Source organism: Corallococcus sp. AS-1-12 (assembly GCF_020036995.1).
In the GTDB taxonomy this organism is placed as follows: domain Bacteria; phylum Myxococcota; class Myxococcia; order Myxococcales; family Myxococcaceae; genus Corallococcus.
Window position 1 is genome coordinate 94,621 of the sequence record NZ_JAIQDD010000026.1, and the last position, 14,553, is coordinate 109,173.

A 14,553-nucleotide genomic window follows, 5' to 3' on the forward strand; every position below is an offset into this window, starting at 1 on the left:
GGCGCACAGCCTACGCCTACTGCTGCGCGACCTCAGCGCGCAGTTGGGCGATGGCGGGGGCCAACTGCGGCGGCTGCATGTTCTTGGGCACTTCCACCGTGAAGCGTTCGAAATGCTCCAGCGCTCCGGCCTTGTCGCCCCGGCGCAGCGACAGGCTGCCCAGGAAGATGAGCGCCTCCTGCGCGTCCGGCCACGTGTCCACCAGCTCCGTCAGCTCCGCTTCCGCGCCCTGCAGGTCGCCCTGCGACGCCGCGCGCAGCACGCCCCGGTGCACCCGCAGCTCCACGTTGAACGGATCCACCGCCAGGCCCTTCAGCGTCACCTTCAGCGCTTCGTCGAACTGCTGCTGACGGATGAGCTCGTGGCTCAACATCGACGCGGCCTCGACGTCGCCCGGGTTCGACGCCAGCCGCTGACGCGCCTGCTCCAGCTCGTCGTTCACCTCGGGCATCTGCTGCATCTGCTGCTGGGCCATGCCCGGCGGCGTCGCGCCCGTGCCCATCTGGCCCTCCTCGCGCGGCTTCTGCTCCGACACGAGCAGGTAGCCCAGCCCGCCGAAGAACACGACCACGCCCGCCCCCCACATCGCGCCCACCATCTGCGGGTTGCGCGACGCCCAACCGGAGGGCGCCGGCACGTTGCGCGCGGGCGCCTTCGCTCCCGCCGCCTGCCGCTTCTGGTGCTCGTCCTTCGCGCGCAGCGCCGCGGCCGCTTCCTTCTCCAGCCGCGCCTTCTCCGCCGTGTAGTGCTCCGCGGTGAAGTGGTGCTTCTCCGCCTCCAGCGTGCGCAGTTGCTCGATGAGCGACTGCGCCCGCTGCGCCAGGTCGTCCACCGTGCCGTCCGTCTTCGGCGTCGTGTCCGGCAGCGCGCTCCCCGTCTTCATCTTCATGTAGAGGAGCCACGCGGCCGCCAGCACGAAGGCGACCGAGAGGACGATGATTCCGGGCAACCAGTTGGTGGGCTCGGGCTGCATGGCTTAGCGCTCCAGCTCCCGGCGCACGGCCTGGAGGTAGGGGTCCGCTTCGTCCGTGGACGGCGCGGGCGTGGAAGGGGAGGGGACCGGCGCGGCGTCCGCGGGCGCGGCGCCCTCGGGCAATGGCTGACGCTGCTTCAGGATGACGAAGAGGCCGCCCAGCACCAGCGCGACGGGCCCCAGCCACACGAACCAGTTGAAGCCCTCCGCGCGCGGCTCCAGCAACACCCACTCGCCGTAGCGCGCCACGAAGTAGTCGACGATCTCGGTGTCCGTCTTTCCGTCGGAGACCAGCTCGCGCACCTTGTCCAACTGCGCGCGCGCCATGGACGACGGGCTGTCCGCCACCGACAGGCCCTGGCAGACCGCGCAGCGCAGCTTCTTCGCCAACTGCTGGACCCGCGCCTCCTGGGCCGGCGCGAGCGGTTCACTCGCGGCCTGCTGCGGCGCGAACTGCCCCGTGGCAAGGCTCAGGGCGAGGGTCAACGAGACGAGGACGGCATTCATCGGGGGCTCCAGCGGGGGCCGTCCCTAACTACCGCCCCCTGACGGGTATTGCACACGGAATCCTGGGCCGCACGCCCGCCGCCCGGGCAGCCCCTCCGACGGAAAGGCGAGGGGCCTAGCCCCGGTAGCCCGAGTCCGGCTCGGTCTCCAGGTCCTGGTCCGGGTCGTAGGGGTCGTCCTCGGGCGGCAGGTACTCCGCCGGCGCGTCGCGGCCCAGCGCGTGGCGCACGGCGTGGAAGCCCACCGCCCCCAGGCCCGCGAGGAACGCGATGGGCCCCACCGCGAGCTTCACCCCCGCGAGCGCCCAGAGCAGGCTCACGCTCACCGCGCCCACCGGCGCCCACCTGAGGAAGGCCGGGCGCTCCACGTCCGGCCGCAGCGCCGCGAGCACCAGCACCGACAGGAGCGCCAGCAGCGGCAGCTCCGACAGGGGCAGGTCCCAGCCCGAGCGCGACGCGACGCCGCCCCCCGCGCTGTAGAGCGAGTCATCCGAGGGCCGCGTCGAGGGAATCACGCGCAGCTCCGGCGGCCCCCCACGCACGCTGCCCGGCACCGGCGCGTTGTCTGGCACCGGCGAGCCGTCCGCCGTCACCTTGCCCCACGACAGGAAGAGCGCCACCACGCACACCGCCACGCCCGCCAGCGCCAGCACCCGGGGAAAGCCCAGGAGCGAGCGCGGGTCGAAGTGGCGCGCCACGCCGTCCGGCTCCGCGATGACGAGCTTGTACTGCTCCACGGCGATGAGCAGCGTCCCCGCCGCCCAGAGGGGGAAGAGCAGGTTGAACCCGGACAGGAGCCGCACCGACAGCGCCACCAGCAGCAGCGTGAACGCGGCGGGCATCTCCGGCCGCATCAGCACCAGCGGCACCGAGTCCACCCAGCCGGGCGCGTTGCCGTCCCGGCGCAGCTCCCGCGCGACGAGCGCCACGCTGCCCACGAGCGTCAGCAGCGTCCCCAGCACGCCCACGCTGGGGAAGAAGGGCAGGATGGACAGCACCAGCGAGAACGCCACCAGCCCCACGCCCAGCACGCTCTGCGAGTGACCCGGCACGTCCTTCAGCCAGCGGGGCCCTGTGTACGGATCCTCGTCCTCGAAGGCCTCGTCAGGGGGAGGCTGCGCCTTGGAGCCGCGCGGGGGGGGCGCGCCGCTGCCCTGCCGCCGGGCCTCCTCCTCCTCGTCCAATATCTCCGCCGCGTAGGCCGGCTCGGTCATGGGGCGGCTGGGACGCTGGCTCCTGGCGCTGCTGGCGCGGGGCGGGGGCGCGGGGCGCGCGGGCATCTTCGCGCCGCAGTTCTCGCAGTACATCAGGCGGACGTCCGCCGCGCTTTCACCGCACTCGGGGCACTGCATGGGAAGCCCACCTCGCTGGAGCAGGGGCCGGGGGAAGCCCTCGCGAACGACGCCGACAGCAGGGACTTACTACGGATTCCAGGCCTCCCGCGAGGCGGCCCCGGGACTCCCCCTGGGGGTCCCCGGGTGCCTGCCTTCCGAGCGGGCTCCCGTTGACTTCAGTCCCGGCGCGCGGCTTCCGCGGTCTTGCCGGGCGCGGGCTGGGACAGCTCCTTCACCCGCGTGGCCAGCGTCTGCGGGTCGATGGGACCCACGTGCTTGCCGCGGATGATGCCCTGCGCGTCGATGAAGTACGTCTCCGGCACGCCCGCGACGCCGTAGTCCACCGCCATGCGCGAGCGCTCATCCATCAACTGCGGGAAGCTCGCGCCCATGCGGCGCAGGAAGTCGCGCGCGTTGGGCTCCGTGTCCTCGAAGACGACGCCCATGAACACGGCCTGGGCGCCCAGCTCGCGCGCGCCCCACTCGAGCACCGGGTGCTCGTACTTGCAGGGCCCGCACCACGACGCCCAGAAGTTGATGACCACCGGCCGGCCCTTCAGGTCCGCCAGCGTCACCGCGTCGCCGCCGTCCAGCGGCTTGAGCGAGAACGCCGGCGCGGGCGCGCCCTTCAGCATGAAGGGCACCTCGTGCGGGTCGCGCCCGAAGCCCTGGAAGAGGACGAAGAGCAGCGCCGCCCCCACGGCGGCGAACACCAGGGGAAGCCGCCAGCGCTTCACGCCGCACCCCGCTCGGCGTCCGTGCCCGGCAGGGGAGGCGCCGCGCCCACCGGCGCCGCGTCCGCGCGCAGCACCGCCGCCCGGCGCGAAGGCCATACGGCGATGAGCGTGCCCAGCAGCAGGAGCGGCAGGCTGTACCAGATCCACCCCACCAGCGGGAACACCCAGACGTTGAAGCTCGCCGTGCCCGTCGTCTCGCTGAAGGCCATCAGGGAGATGTACAGGTCCTCCTTCGGCGACTCACGCACCGCGGGCGTGCCCACGGGGTCCGTGCTCCGCTCGTAGTAGTTCATGCGCGGGCGCAGCTCCGTCACGTCGCCGTTGGGCGCCGTCACCTCCAGGCGCGCGGCGACGTAGGTGCGGTGCGGCTCCTCGCCGCTGGACAGGCCCACGTACTTCAACTGGTAGCCGTCCAGCATCATCGTGCCGTCCTTCTTCAGCGTGCCGGACGTGTGCTTCACGTACGCGCTGGAGGCCGCCACGGCGACGATGATGAGCACGATGCCCAGGTGCACCACGTAGCCGCCGAAGCGCCGGCGCGCCTTGCCCGTCGCGGTGGTCAGCGCCGTGACGAAGCCCTCCTTGCGCTCGGTCATGCGCACGCGCACCGGCACCACCAGCTCGCGCAGGGTGATGAGGGTGACGAAGCCCGCCAGGCCGAACGTGAGCAGCGGGTACACGCCGCGAAGCCCCGCCGCGTAGCAGGCAATCGTGATGACCCCGCCCACCACGCTGGGGATGAGGAACTGGCGGCGCAGCGTGGCCTTGTCCGGCGTGCCCCACGGCAGCACCGGGCCCACGCCCATGAGGAAGAGCACCGCGATGCCGCCCGGCACGGCCATCTTGTTGAAGTACGGCTCGCCCACGCTCACGCGGATGCCGCGCACGGCCTCCGACACCAGCGGGTAGAGCGTGCCCAAAAGCACCGTGAAGGTGATGGCCACGAACACCAGGTTGTTCACCAGGATGCTCGCCTCGCGCGACATCATCGACGACAGGCGGCCCTCCGGCGCCAGCAGGTGGCCGCGCGTGGCCAGCAGGCCAATGCACACCACCAGCAGGATGGCGATGAACACCAGGAACGTGGGCCCGATGTCCGACTGGGTGAACGAGTGCACCGAGTTGAAGATGCCGGAGCGGGTCATGAACGTGCCCAGGATGGTGAGCACGAACGACGCGAGCGCGAGGCTCAGCGTCCACAGCTTCAGCATCCGCTTGCGCTCCTGCACCATGGTGGAGTGCATGAACGCCGTCGCGGTCAGCCACGGCAGGAACGACGCGTTCTCCACCGGGTCCCACGCCCAGTAACCGCCCCAGCCCAGCACGGCGTACGCCCACCACGAGCCCAGCACGATGCCCAGCGTGAGGAACATCCACGCGATGAGCGTCCAGCGCCGCAGGGGCGCCATCCACGCTTCACCAATCTCCCCGCGCAGCAGGCCCGCCACGGCGACGCCGAACGGCACCGTCATGCCCACGTAGCCCGCGTAGAGCATGGGCGGGTGGATGATCATCAGGAAGTGGTTCTGCAGCAGCGGGTTGGGGCCCGGCCCGTCCGCCGGCACCGGCGACACGGCGCCCCAGGGGTTGGCGGGGCCCGCGATGAGGAACGCGAAGAAGACGCCCACGGCCAGCATGGTGCCCAGCGCCAACTGCATGTAGCGCGCGTGCTCCTTGCGGTGCACCCAGGCGAACGCCGCCAGGTACACGCCCATGATGAGGCCCCAGAAGAGGATGGAGCCTTCCAGCGCGCTCCACAGCGACACGATGGTGTAGATGAGCGGCGTGGCGCGGCTGCCCACCTGGGCCACGTACTTCACGCTGAAGTCGTGGTTGATGAGCGCTTCCACCATCACCAGGTTGCTGCCGACCATGCACGCGGCGAAGCCCCACACCGCGCGCAGCACCCAGGGGTAGCTGGCGTCGTTGCGGCGCATGCCGCCCACCAGCCCCAGGATGGCGCCGAACGCGGCGAAGGCCAGGCCCGCGAGGACCAGCCCGTAGCCCAGCATTCCGTTCACGGCGCCCCCGGCGGAGTCGCGGTCGCGGTGGTGGCGCCTTCAGCCAGCGTGTCCTGCCACTTGCGCGGCTCCTCGCCTTCCTTGGGCGCGCGGTACTCGTTGGAGTGGTTCACCATCAGCCGGTTGGACGTGAAGACGCCGGACTTGTCGTAGGTGCCCTCCACCACGACGCCGATCTTCTCGCGGAACATCTGCGGGGGCGTCTCCAGCGAGCGCACGTGCACGCTCTTCGCGTCCGCGTTCGGGCCGTCCGCCACGCGGAAGTCCAGGGTGGTGTGGCCCTCGTTCCACTGGATGCTGCCCGGCTGCACCACGCCGCCCAGGCGGATGGTGGCCGTGTAGGCCTTGTCCCCGTTGGAGAGCAGCTCCGACGGGCTCCAGTAGTAGACGAGGTTGTCCCCGATGTTGCCGAAGGCGATGAAGCCAAGGCCGGCGCCGGCGAAGAGCAGGGCTCCCAGCGCGATGAGGCGGTTGCGGTTGACGGGCGTCATGGGCTCACTCCTTCGAGTCGGTGGCGCGGGGACGGCGCGCCCAGAGGGACGCCGAGTAGAGCACGAAGGCGGCCACGGAGATGCCGTAGCAGGCCCACACATAGCCCCAGCCGCCCTGGAGCCGGCCGCTGCCCACCTGGGCCAGCAGCATCAAAGACGTCAGCGAGGTCATGTTCAGGCCACCTTCGAGGAATGGGACGCGCGCAGCGCGGGGTCATCCGTGGGCAGCGCCTCCGGCAGCGCCACCTCCGCCTTCCGCTCCGCGAGCGCGATGCGGTAGCGGTGCACCATGAAGACGATGAGCAGCGCCAGCATGCCGAACGCCGACACGCGCAGGGGCAGCACCATCTGCGGGTCCACCGTCTTGGGGCTGGACTGCACCTGATGGAGGCTGCGCCACCAGCGCACGGAGAACCACACGATGGGCAGGTTGATGGCCCCGATGATGGCCACCACCGCGCTCCACACCGCGCGCTTCTCCGGGTCCTCCACGAAGCGCCGCAGCACCAGGTAGCCCGTGTAGGAGACCAGCAGGATGGCCTCCGACGTCAGGCGCGGATCCCACGACCAGTACACGCCCCAGGTGGGGCGGCCCCAGATGGAGCCGGTGATCATCCCCAGCGTGCCGAAGAGCAGGCCGACCTCCGCGGAGGCCTCCGCCATCGCGTCCGTCTTCCACGACTGACGCATGAGGTACGTCACCGCGGCCACGAAGTTGATGAACATGGCCATCATGGCCATCCACTGGAGCGGCACGTGGACGTACATGATGCGCTGCACTTCGCCCATCTCCCGGTCCGGCGGCGCCCACGCGAGCCCCAGCCACCAGCCCGCGCCCAGCAGCGCCAGCGTCAGCGCCGGCAACCCGAACTTGACGAACTTGTTCATCCTTCAGTCCTCGATGACCCGGGGAAACAGCACGAAGCCCACGCCCCAGTAAATCAGATTGAACCCCAGCAGCAGCCCCTGCCATGAGCCCAACTGCTGCATCGGGTCACCCTGGAGTACGAGCGTGGTGCCCTTGGCGGCGGAGAGGAGGGCCGGGATGACGAGCGGGAACAATAGCAGAGGCAGCAGCACATCCCGGGCCCGGGCATTGCTGGAGATGGCCGCGTAGACGGTCCCCGGGGCGCTGAGCGCCAGGCTGCCCAGGACCAGGATGCTCGCCAGGTCACCGACCCCGGTGACGATGCGCACGCCGTACAAGGCCACCATCACCGGCACCAGCAGCACGCCCAGTGCCAACAGCAGCAGGGCATTGCCCAGCGCCTTGGAGAGGAAGATGGCGCGCGCGTCCGCCGGGGCCAGCCGCACGCCGTCCAGGCAGGCGTTCTCCGTCTCCACGCGGAAGGACTCGCCCAGGGACAGCACGCTGGCGAAGAGGATGGCCAGCCACAGGTAGCCGCCCGCGTTGCGCTCCAGCAGCTTCGTGTCCGGGCCCAGCGCGAAGGAGAAGAGGAGCAGCGTGGCCATGGCGAAGAACACCAGGGCGTTGAGCCGCGCGCGGGTGCGCCACTCGATGAGCAGGTCCTTGCGCATCAGGACGAGCGTCGTCGTCAGCAGGCCCGGGCGGCGCTTCGCGTTCGGGGGGCTCATGCCGCCACCGCCCGGCCGTCCTGCAGGTGCAGCCGTTCCTCGCACAGGCTCAGGCCCTGTTCGATGAGGTGCGTGGCCAGCACCACCGTGGTTCCGCCCGCCTTCAGCTCCGCGATGACGCCCTCCATGTCCTGGATGCCCTGCGGGTCCAGCTCCCCGAAGGGCTCGTCCAGGAGGGCGAGGGCCGGTGCCTTCAGCAACAGTCGCGCAATGGCCAGGCGCTTGCGCATGCCCGCGCTGAAGCCCCGCACCGGGCTGTCCGTGCGGCGGTTGAGGCCCACCCGGTTGAGCAGCGCGTCCGCGACGTCCCGCGGCGCGTCCACGCCCAACAGGCGCCCCAGCACCATCAGGTTCTGCTGCGCGGTGAGGTCCTCGTAGAGGAAGCTGGCGTGGGACAGGAGCGCCACGTCACGGCGCACCGCTTCACGGTCCGTCACGGCGTCCCGGCCCAGCACCTCCACCCGGCCCGCGGTGGGCCCTAGCGCGGTGGCGACGAGGCGCAGGAGCGTCGTCTTCCCGGAGCCATTGTGGCCGGTGAGCAGCAGGGAGCGGCCAGCGGGCAGTGCGTAGGTGAGCCGCGCCAGCGCCCACCTTCGTCCATAGCGCTTGCTCACGTCATGGAGGGCGAGCGCGGGCGCTGATCCAGAGGGGAGAGGAGGCATCGGCGGGCCGTTTCGTAGCCTTAAACCCCGTTGTTCACCAGTGAAACCCCCGGGGTCGCCCGCCGGAGGACAAGAAGTTTTTACGCCTGCTTCTTCCGCCGCTTTCGCCGGGGGGCTGAAAGGTTTTCGCCACGGGTGGGCGCTCGACTGCCCTGGTACACCCAGGTACGACCCCCACAGGTGCGTTCCTGCCCTCCAGGGCACGGGGTTTCCCGGGGTTACGGGTGATTTCCACCACCTTCCTGCCCTGGCATCCAGCATGCACACAGGCGGCGCGGGGCCCGCTCCATTGGGGGGAGCGGGCAGACGGCGAAAGCCGCGAGGGAGGCGTGATGGCAGGCAGGGTGTTGCGGCGGGCGGCGAAGGCGGCGGCGGCGGGATTCCTCCACTACAGCGGGGCGCGCAAGGCGATGGCGGCGTACCGCCGTTCGCAGTCGGGGGGCCGGCGCATCCTCATCGTGAGCTACCACCGCGTGGTGAGCGACTTCACCGGGGAGCTGCAGCGCTCCATCCCGGGGCTGCTCATCTCCCAGGAGACGTTCCGCCGTCACCTGGAGCAGGCGCACGCGGCGGGCTTCGAGCTGGCGAGCCTTGGCGACGCGGTGGACGTGATGGCGGGCCGCCGCGCCGCGAAGAAGGACCTGTTCGTGGTGACGTTCGACGACGGCTACCGCGACGTGTACCGGTACGCGTACCCGGTGCTGAAGCAGATGGGCGTGCCGGCCATCACCTACCTGCCCACGGCGTTCATCAACACGGACAAGCGCTTCAACCACGACCGGCTGTTCCACCTGCTGCGCCGCGTGCAGGAGCGCCGCTTCCGTCCGGACTACGCCACCATGCCCGGCCCGTCGGTGGAGCTGCTGGGGCCCATCCTCACCGGGCAGAAGACGACGTCCGCGGCGCTGGACGACTTCATCGGCGAGCACCCGACGCGCGTGCTCACGGGCATCATCGACGCGCTGGAGCAGCAGTTGGGCGGCGGCGCGGACCTCCTGCCCGAGCAGGGCGACGTGATGAACTGGGACGAGGTGCGCCAGATGGCGCGCGACGGCTTCGAGTTCGGCGCGCACACGCTGGGCCACACGGTGCTGACGCTGGAGCCCACGGCGGTGGTGGAGAAGGAGATCCTGGAGTCCAAGCAGACCATCGAGCGCGAGGTGGGCGTCCAGGTGAAGGACTTCGCGTACTGCAACGGCTGGTACTCGGATGAGATGATCCGCGTGCTCAGCCAGAACGGCTTCCGCTCCGGCGTCACCACGGAGGACCTGCCCAACCGCGTGGGCGGCGACCCGTTCACCCTGAAGCGCAAGGTGATGTGGGAGAACTTCAGCCTGGGGATGATGGGGGACTACTCCTCGTCCCTCACGGTGTGCCAGTTCGACGACTGCTTCGGCGTCCTGGGCATGAGCCACCCGGTGCTGGGCCGCCGGCCCCACGTGCTGTCGCAGGCGACGGGCACCACCAACGTGCTGGTCCAGGAGGCCGCCGCCGCGGAGGCCGCGCTCGCCCGGGCGACGCCGGTGGAAGTCGTGGACGTGACAGCTCCGGTGATCGTGACGGACCCCCGGGTTGCGGCCGCGGTGACGGGTGCGCAGGTCGTGGTGGCGCCGAACGTGGCCCTTGCCCCGGAGGCGGCGAAGCCGGAGGAGCTCCAGTGAGTGCGTCACCCAAGCCGGCCCCGTCCCCGTCGTTCCTGGGGCGGGCCGGCCCGTTGGTGTTGGCCCGGTTGTTCACCGCCGGGCTGACGCTGTCCATCCCGCTCGTGCTCGCCCGGGTGCTGCACCTGGACGAGTACGGCACCTACTACCAGTTGTTCCTCATCGCCACGACGCTGTCGTACGTGCTGCCGTTCGGCGTGGCGCAGAGCCTCTACTACTTCCTGCCCCGCGCGGAGGCGAAGCGGCCGTACCTGGGCCACGCGCTGCTCTTCGTCACGGGCGCGGGCGTGGTGGCGGCGGGGCTGGTGTGGTTCTTCCTGGGCCACGTGGCGGCCTACTTCAACAACCCCGCGCTCATGAACCACCGCGCGGCGCTGGCGCTCTACACGGCGTTCTTCCTGGGCAGCTACCCGCTGGAGATTTCGCTCACCAGCCAGGGGAAGACGAAGGCGTCCGCGGTGGTGTACCTGGCGTCGGACGCGGTGCGCTCGGGCGTGATGGTGCTGCCGCCGCTCCTGGGCTTCTCCCTGCACGGGATGATGATCGCCGTGGCCTGCTTCGCGGGCCTGCGCTACGTGGCCACGTGGGTGGTGTCCCTGCGTGGATCCACGGGCCCGCTGGTGGACTGGAAGCTGTTCAAGGAGCAGTTGGTGTACGCGGCGCCCTTTGGCGCGGCGATGTGCCTGGCCATCCCCCAGCAGAACGCGCACATGTACGCGGTGGCGGGCGTGGTGGCCCCCGCGGTGTACGCGCTCTACCGGGTGGGCTGCTTCCAGTTGCCGGTGGTGGACCTGCTCTACACGCCCACCAGCGAGGTGCTGATGGTGCGCCTGGGCGAACTGGAGCGCGAGGGCCGGCTGGAGGAGGGCGTGGAGGCCTTCCGGGAGGCGGCCGGCAAGCTGGCGTACGTGTTCCTGCCCTTCGCGGCGTTCCTCTTCGCGGCGGCGCCGGAGTTCGTGGGGGCCATGTTCGGCCAGAAGTTCCTGCCCGCGGTCCCCATCTTCCGGGTGAGCGTGCTGGGCGTGGTGCTGTCCATCCTGCCCATGGACGGGACGCTCCGGGCCCGGGGCCAGACGCGGGCCATCTTCGCGTCGTACCTGGTGAAGGCGGTGGTGACGGTGCCGCTGCTGTGGTTCGGCGTGAAGCACTTCGGGATGATGGGCGGCATCGCGTCCTGGGCGCTGGCGGAGATGGTGGGCAAGGGGATGCTGCTCATCCGCGTGCCGCGCGCGCTGTCCACGCCCGAGCGCAAGCTGGGCCTCAAGGACGTCATCCCGTGGCGGGAGCTGGCGCAGGCGTCGCTGGCGGCGTTCGCGGCGGGCGGGAGCATCTTCCTGCTGCGCTCCGGCGTGCACGACACGTGGGTGAACCTGCCGGCGGGGTTCCTGTGGCGGGTGCTGCCGCTGGCGGTGGCGGGGCTGCTCTTCGTGGTGGGGTACGTGGTGGGCCTGTATGCGCAAGGCGTTCGTCCCTGGAGCGCACTGCAGTCCCTCCGCCCCCGCCGGACGGCCTGATCCACCGTCGGGTACCGCACGCGTGGGGGGCACTTCCCTCCCCACGCGTGGGTACCTACCTTCCAGGCGTCACGGAGTTCGGGTGAGGGCGAGGAGAGGCGTGATGGGATTCGACGCGATGACGTTGTACCGGGTGGCGCATGGACTGAAGAAGCGCGGCGTGCCGTTGCTGCCCGCGGTCCTGCGCAAGGCCATCTACTACCTGCACAGCTCCTACATCCCTGAGGACGCGGAGCTGGGCGAGGGGACGCAACTGGGCTACGGCGGGATTGGCGTGGTCATCCACAAGGCGGCGAAGGTGGGCCGTCACGTCCTCATCTCGCAGCAGGTGACCATTGGCGGACGCTCCGGGCTGGAGGGCGCGCCGGTGATTGGCGACTACGTGCGCATCGGCGCGGGCGCCAAGGTGCTGGGCAACATCCACGTGGGCGACTTCGCGGTGATTGGCGCCAACGCGGTGGTGGTGAAGGACGTGCCGTCGGGCGCGGTGGTGGCGGGCGTGCCCGCGAAGCTCATCCGCCAGGACGCGGATCCGCTGACCACGTACCAGCGTGAGATGGGCCTGTTGCCCACGCGGACGACGCCGAAGCTCACCCAGGTTCCACGCCCCTCCGCGCAGGCTTCCGCGCGCTAGGCACCTCGCTTCGTTGGAGAAGGGGACTTCCTTCATGCGCGTGCTGCTCGTCGGGGACTACCCGCCGCCGTACGGGGGCGTGGCCATCCACGTCCGTCAACTCCATCAATTTCTGCGCGACCGCGGGGTCGAGGCGAAGGTGCTCGATATCGGGAAGGGTGGCCGGCCGGCTCCGGACGTCCTCCCCGTGCACGGCGCCGCCGCCTTCGGCCTGCGGCTCGCGGGATTCACCGCCGCGGGCTGGACGGTCCACCTGCACACCAGCGGCAACAACCCGAAGGCGTGGGTGCTGGCGGCGCTGGTGGGCACCATGCCCGGGCCGCGTTCGCCCCGCGTCATCACGCTGCACTCGGGGTTGATCCCGGACTACCTGGCGGAGTCGCAGGCCCGGCGCGCCTTCGCGCGCACGGCGCTGGCGGGCTACGCGCGGGTGGTGGCCGTCTCTCCGGCGGTGCGCGACGCGGTGGTCGCGTGCGGCGTGCCGGCGGAGAAGGTCCTGGTGCATCCGGCCTTCTGCGGTTCGCAGGTCCAGCCCGGCCCGGTGACGCCGGAGGTGGAGGCCGCGCGGGCCCGGCGCCATCCGCTGATCGCGATGGCGCACCACCCCTCGCCCGTGTACGGGCGCAAGCAGATGTTCCGCGCGCTGAAGCTCGTGGCGGAGACGCACCCGGGCGTGGGCCTGGCGCTGTTCGGCCCGGGCACGCGCTCCGAGGAGTTCATCCGCGACGCGCGCGAGCTGGGCGTGGCGGGGCTCCTGGAGGACCTGGGCGAGTTGGAGCACGCGAAGGCGCTGGGGCTCATTTCCCAGAGCGACGTCTTCATCCGGCCCACGACGCACGACGGGGACTCCATCTCCGTGCGCGAGGCGCTGGCGCTGGGCGTGCCGTGCGTGGCCAGCGACGTGTGCGGCCGGCCGGAGGGCACGCGGTTGTTCAAGGCCGGGGACGCGCGGGCGCTGGCGCAGGCGGTGCGCGATGCGCTGGCGGCGGGCCCGGCGAAGGTGACGGCTCCGGATGCGGGGCCGGTGATGCTGGACTTGTACGCGGAGTTGCTGCCGTCCGGCATGGCGGGTGCAGGAACCGTGAACGCGGCGTGACGGAGTGGGGACGGGTTGGGGCGCCTTCGAGGGAGAGGGCGCGCTTCAGGGCTTTCAGCACGGAACTTTTGACTTCAGGAGCAGACGATGCGGCGCAGTGAAGAGATGGACCTGTCGAAGCGGGCCCTTCGTGGGCGGGACCTGGTGGTGTTCTCCAACGACTGGGACGGGGATCCGCTGTCGAAGGTCCACATCATGCGGATCCTCTCGCGGGACAACCGGGTGCTGTGGGTGAACAGCATTGGCAACCGCGCGCCCAAGGCGAACGCGCACGACGCGCAGCGGATCATCAAGAAGCTGAAGACGTTCACCCAGGGCATCCGCGAGGTGGAGCCCAACCTGCACGTGCTGGCGCCGCTGGCGATTCCGTTCTACGGCTCGGAGACGGTGCGCCAGGCGAACCGCCACCTGCTGCGGCTCCAGGTGCTGCGCGCGATGAAGCAGTTGAAGTTCGAGCGCCCCATCTCCTGGAGCTTCCTGCCCGCGTCCGCGCCGGTGTCCGGCACCCTGGGCGAGGACTTCGTCGTGTACCACTGCGTGGACGAGTTCTCCGCGTTCAGCGACACGAACGGCAAGCACATCGCGGAGCTGGAGGAGCGCCTGCTGCGCCGCGCGGACATGTGCATCACGTCCGCGGAGCGCCTGTACGAGAACAAGAAGCGCCTCAACCCGCGCACGGTGCTGGTGCGCCACGGCACGGACTTCTCGCACTTCGTGAAGGCGTGCGACCCGGCGACGAAGATTCCGGAGGACATCGCGAAGCTGCCCAAGCCCATCATCGGCTTCTTCGGGCTGGTGGCGGACTGGATTGATCAGGACGCCATCATCGCGTGCGCGAAGGCGCACCCGGAGGGCTCGGTGGTCATCGTGGGCAAGACGACGCCGGACTGCGACGACAGCCGCCTGCGCGCGGTGCCCAACATCCACATGCTGGGGCGCAAGCCGTACGCGGACCTGCCGGGCTACAACAAGGCGTTCGACGTGGCGCTCAACCCGTTCGTCATCAACGAGCTGACGCTCAACTCCAACCCGCTGAAGGTGCGCGAGTACCTGGCGTCCGGCCTGCCGGTGGTGTCGTCCGACCTGCCGGAGGTCCGCAAGGTGGGGCTGTGCCGCATCGCCACCACGCCGGAGGACTACGTGAAGCAGGTCAACGCGGCGCTGGCGGACAACCCGGGCCCGAACCGGGAGCGCGCGGAGAAGATCTTCCACGAGAGTTGGGAGGCGCGCGTCGCCGAAATCCGTCAGCACGTGGGTGAGGCGATGCTCGCGGCGGGCAAGAAGCTGTAGGTCCGGTCCGGTACCGGGCGACAAGAGGGCGCGGGTCC

At 70.6% G+C, this 14,553-nt stretch carries 15 protein-coding genes; 5 read left to right on the top strand and 10 right to left on the bottom strand.

All coding sequences use genetic code 11. From position 1 onward, the window contains the following. Positions 1-16: 16 nt before the first annotated feature. From K8556_RS30600 to ccmA, 10 genes are all read right to left on the bottom strand, one after another. Positions 17-973 carry a tetratricopeptide repeat protein gene (locus K8556_RS30600; protein ID WP_223743647.1) on the bottom strand — a complete coding sequence of 319 codons (957 nt, stop codon included), beginning with the start codon at positions 971-973 and terminating at the stop codon, positions 17-19. 3 nt (positions 974-976) lie between these two features. Then, complete coding sequence (locus tag K8556_RS30605) at positions 977-1,480, bottom strand: cytochrome c-type biogenesis protein (RefSeq protein ID WP_223743648.1); 504 nt, start codon at positions 1,478-1,480, stop codon at positions 977-979. Between the two features lie 115 nt (positions 1,481-1,595). Beyond that, complete coding sequence (locus K8556_RS30610; protein WP_223743649.1) at positions 1,596-2,831, bottom strand: zinc ribbon domain-containing protein; 1,236 nt, start codon at positions 2,829-2,831, stop codon at positions 1,596-1,598. A 158-nt stretch (positions 2,832-2,989) separates the two neighbouring features. Then, positions 2,990-3,550, bottom strand: coding sequence for a redoxin domain-containing protein (locus K8556_RS30615; RefSeq protein WP_223743650.1), 561 nt, complete (start codon positions 3,548-3,550; stop codon positions 2,990-2,992). Then, positions 3,547-5,571 (bottom strand): heme lyase CcmF/NrfE family subunit, encoded by a 2,025-nt coding sequence (locus K8556_RS30620; protein WP_223743651.1) that lies wholly within the window; start codon positions 5,569-5,571, stop codon positions 3,547-3,549. Before K8556_RS30620 ends, K8556_RS30615 begins: the two co-directional genes overlap by 4 nt. Beyond that, positions 5,568-6,062 (bottom strand): cytochrome c maturation protein CcmE, encoded by a 495-nt coding sequence (locus tag K8556_RS30625; RefSeq protein WP_206797175.1) that lies wholly within the window; start codon positions 6,060-6,062, stop codon positions 5,568-5,570. The genes K8556_RS30620 and K8556_RS30625 overlap by 4 nt, the downstream gene beginning before the upstream one ends. A gap of 4 nt (positions 6,063-6,066) precedes the next feature. Then, positions 6,067-6,234: a hypothetical protein gene (locus K8556_RS30630; RefSeq protein WP_167510780.1), complete on the bottom strand. Its 168-nt coding sequence runs from the start codon at positions 6,232-6,234 to the stop codon at positions 6,067-6,069. A gap of 2 nt (positions 6,235-6,236) precedes the next feature. After that, entirely contained in the window at positions 6,237-6,950 is a 714-nt protein-coding gene (gene ccsA, locus K8556_RS30635) for a cytochrome c biogenesis protein CcsA (RefSeq protein WP_223743652.1), read from the bottom strand. Positions 6,951-6,953: 3 nt separating this feature from the next. Further along, entirely contained in the window at positions 6,954-7,658 is a 705-nt protein-coding gene (locus K8556_RS30640) for a heme exporter protein CcmB (protein WP_223743653.1), read from the bottom strand. After that, positions 7,655-8,320 carry a heme ABC exporter ATP-binding protein CcmA gene (gene ccmA / locus K8556_RS30645; protein WP_223743654.1) on the bottom strand — a complete coding sequence of 222 codons (666 nt, stop codon included), beginning with the start codon at positions 8,318-8,320 and terminating at the stop codon, positions 7,655-7,657. Before ccmA ends, K8556_RS30640 begins: the two co-directional genes overlap by 4 nt. 410 nt (positions 8,321-8,730) lie before the next feature. Between ccmA and exoL the strand changes: the two genes are divergently transcribed. From exoL to exoP, 5 genes are all read left to right on the top strand, one after another. Further along, complete coding sequence (exoL, locus tag K8556_RS30650; RefSeq protein WP_370639988.1) at positions 8,731-9,981, top strand: spore coat polysaccharide deacetylase ExoL; 1,251 nt, start codon at positions 8,731-8,733, stop codon at positions 9,979-9,981. Further along, positions 9,978-11,495: an oligosaccharide flippase family protein gene (locus tag K8556_RS30655; protein ID WP_223743655.1), complete on the top strand. Its 1,518-nt coding sequence runs from the start codon at positions 9,978-9,980 to the stop codon at positions 11,493-11,495. The genes exoL and K8556_RS30655 overlap by 4 nt, the downstream gene beginning before the upstream one ends. A gap of 103 nt (positions 11,496-11,598) precedes the next feature. After that, positions 11,599-12,129, top strand: coding sequence for a serine O-acetyltransferase (locus tag K8556_RS30660; protein WP_223743656.1), 531 nt, complete (start codon positions 11,599-11,601; stop codon positions 12,127-12,129). Between the two features lie 34 nt (positions 12,130-12,163). Continuing rightward, entirely contained in the window at positions 12,164-13,225 is a 1,062-nt protein-coding gene (locus K8556_RS30665) for a glycosyltransferase family 4 protein (protein ID WP_223743657.1), read from the top strand. Positions 13,226-13,312: 87 nt separating this feature from the next. Then, entirely contained in the window at positions 13,313-14,515 is a 1,203-nt protein-coding gene (gene exoP, locus K8556_RS30670; protein WP_120548248.1) for a spore coat polysaccharide biosynthesis glycosyltransferase ExoP, read from the top strand. Positions 14,516-14,553 lie beyond the last annotated feature (38 nt).

Bases quoted from the DNA above. Each gene is read 5' to 3' on its own strand.
- K8556_RS30600 (WP_223743647.1), bottom strand. From the start codon at position 973: ATGCAGCCCGAGCCCACCAACTGGTTGCCCGGAATCATCGTCCTCTCG.
- K8556_RS30605 (WP_223743648.1), bottom strand. From the start codon at position 1,480: ATGAATGCCGTCCTCGTCTCGTTGACCCTCGCCCTGAGCCTTGCCACG.
- K8556_RS30610 (WP_223743649.1), bottom strand. From the start codon at position 2,831: ATGCAGTGCCCCGAGTGCGGTGAAAGCGCGGCGGACGTCCGCCTGATG.
- K8556_RS30625 (WP_206797175.1), bottom strand. From the start codon at position 6,062: ATGACGCCCGTCAACCGCAACCGCCTCATCGCGCTGGGAGCCCTGCTC.
- K8556_RS30630 (WP_167510780.1), bottom strand. From the start codon at position 6,234: ATGACCTCGCTGACGTCTTTGATGCTGCTGGCCCAGGTGGGCAGCGGC.
- ccsA (WP_223743652.1), bottom strand. From the start codon at position 6,950: ATGAACAAGTTCGTCAAGTTCGGGTTGCCGGCGCTGACGCTGGCGCTG.
- K8556_RS30640 (WP_223743653.1), bottom strand. From the start codon at position 7,658: ATGAGCCCCCCGAACGCGAAGCGCCGCCCGGGCCTGCTGACGACGACG.
- ccmA (WP_223743654.1), bottom strand. From the start codon at position 8,320: ATGCCTCCTCTCCCCTCTGGATCAGCGCCCGCGCTCGCCCTCCATGAC.
- exoL (WP_370639988.1), top strand. From the start codon at position 8,731: ATGGCGGCGTACCGCCGTTCGCAGTCGGGGGGCCGGCGCATCCTCATC.
- K8556_RS30660 (WP_223743656.1), top strand. From the start codon at position 11,599: ATGGGATTCGACGCGATGACGTTGTACCGGGTGGCGCATGGACTGAAG.
- K8556_RS30665 (WP_223743657.1), top strand. From the start codon at position 12,164: ATGCGCGTGCTGCTCGTCGGGGACTACCCGCCGCCGTACGGGGGCGTG.
- exoP (WP_120548248.1), top strand. From the start codon at position 13,313: ATGCGGCGCAGTGAAGAGATGGACCTGTCGAAGCGGGCCCTTCGTGGG.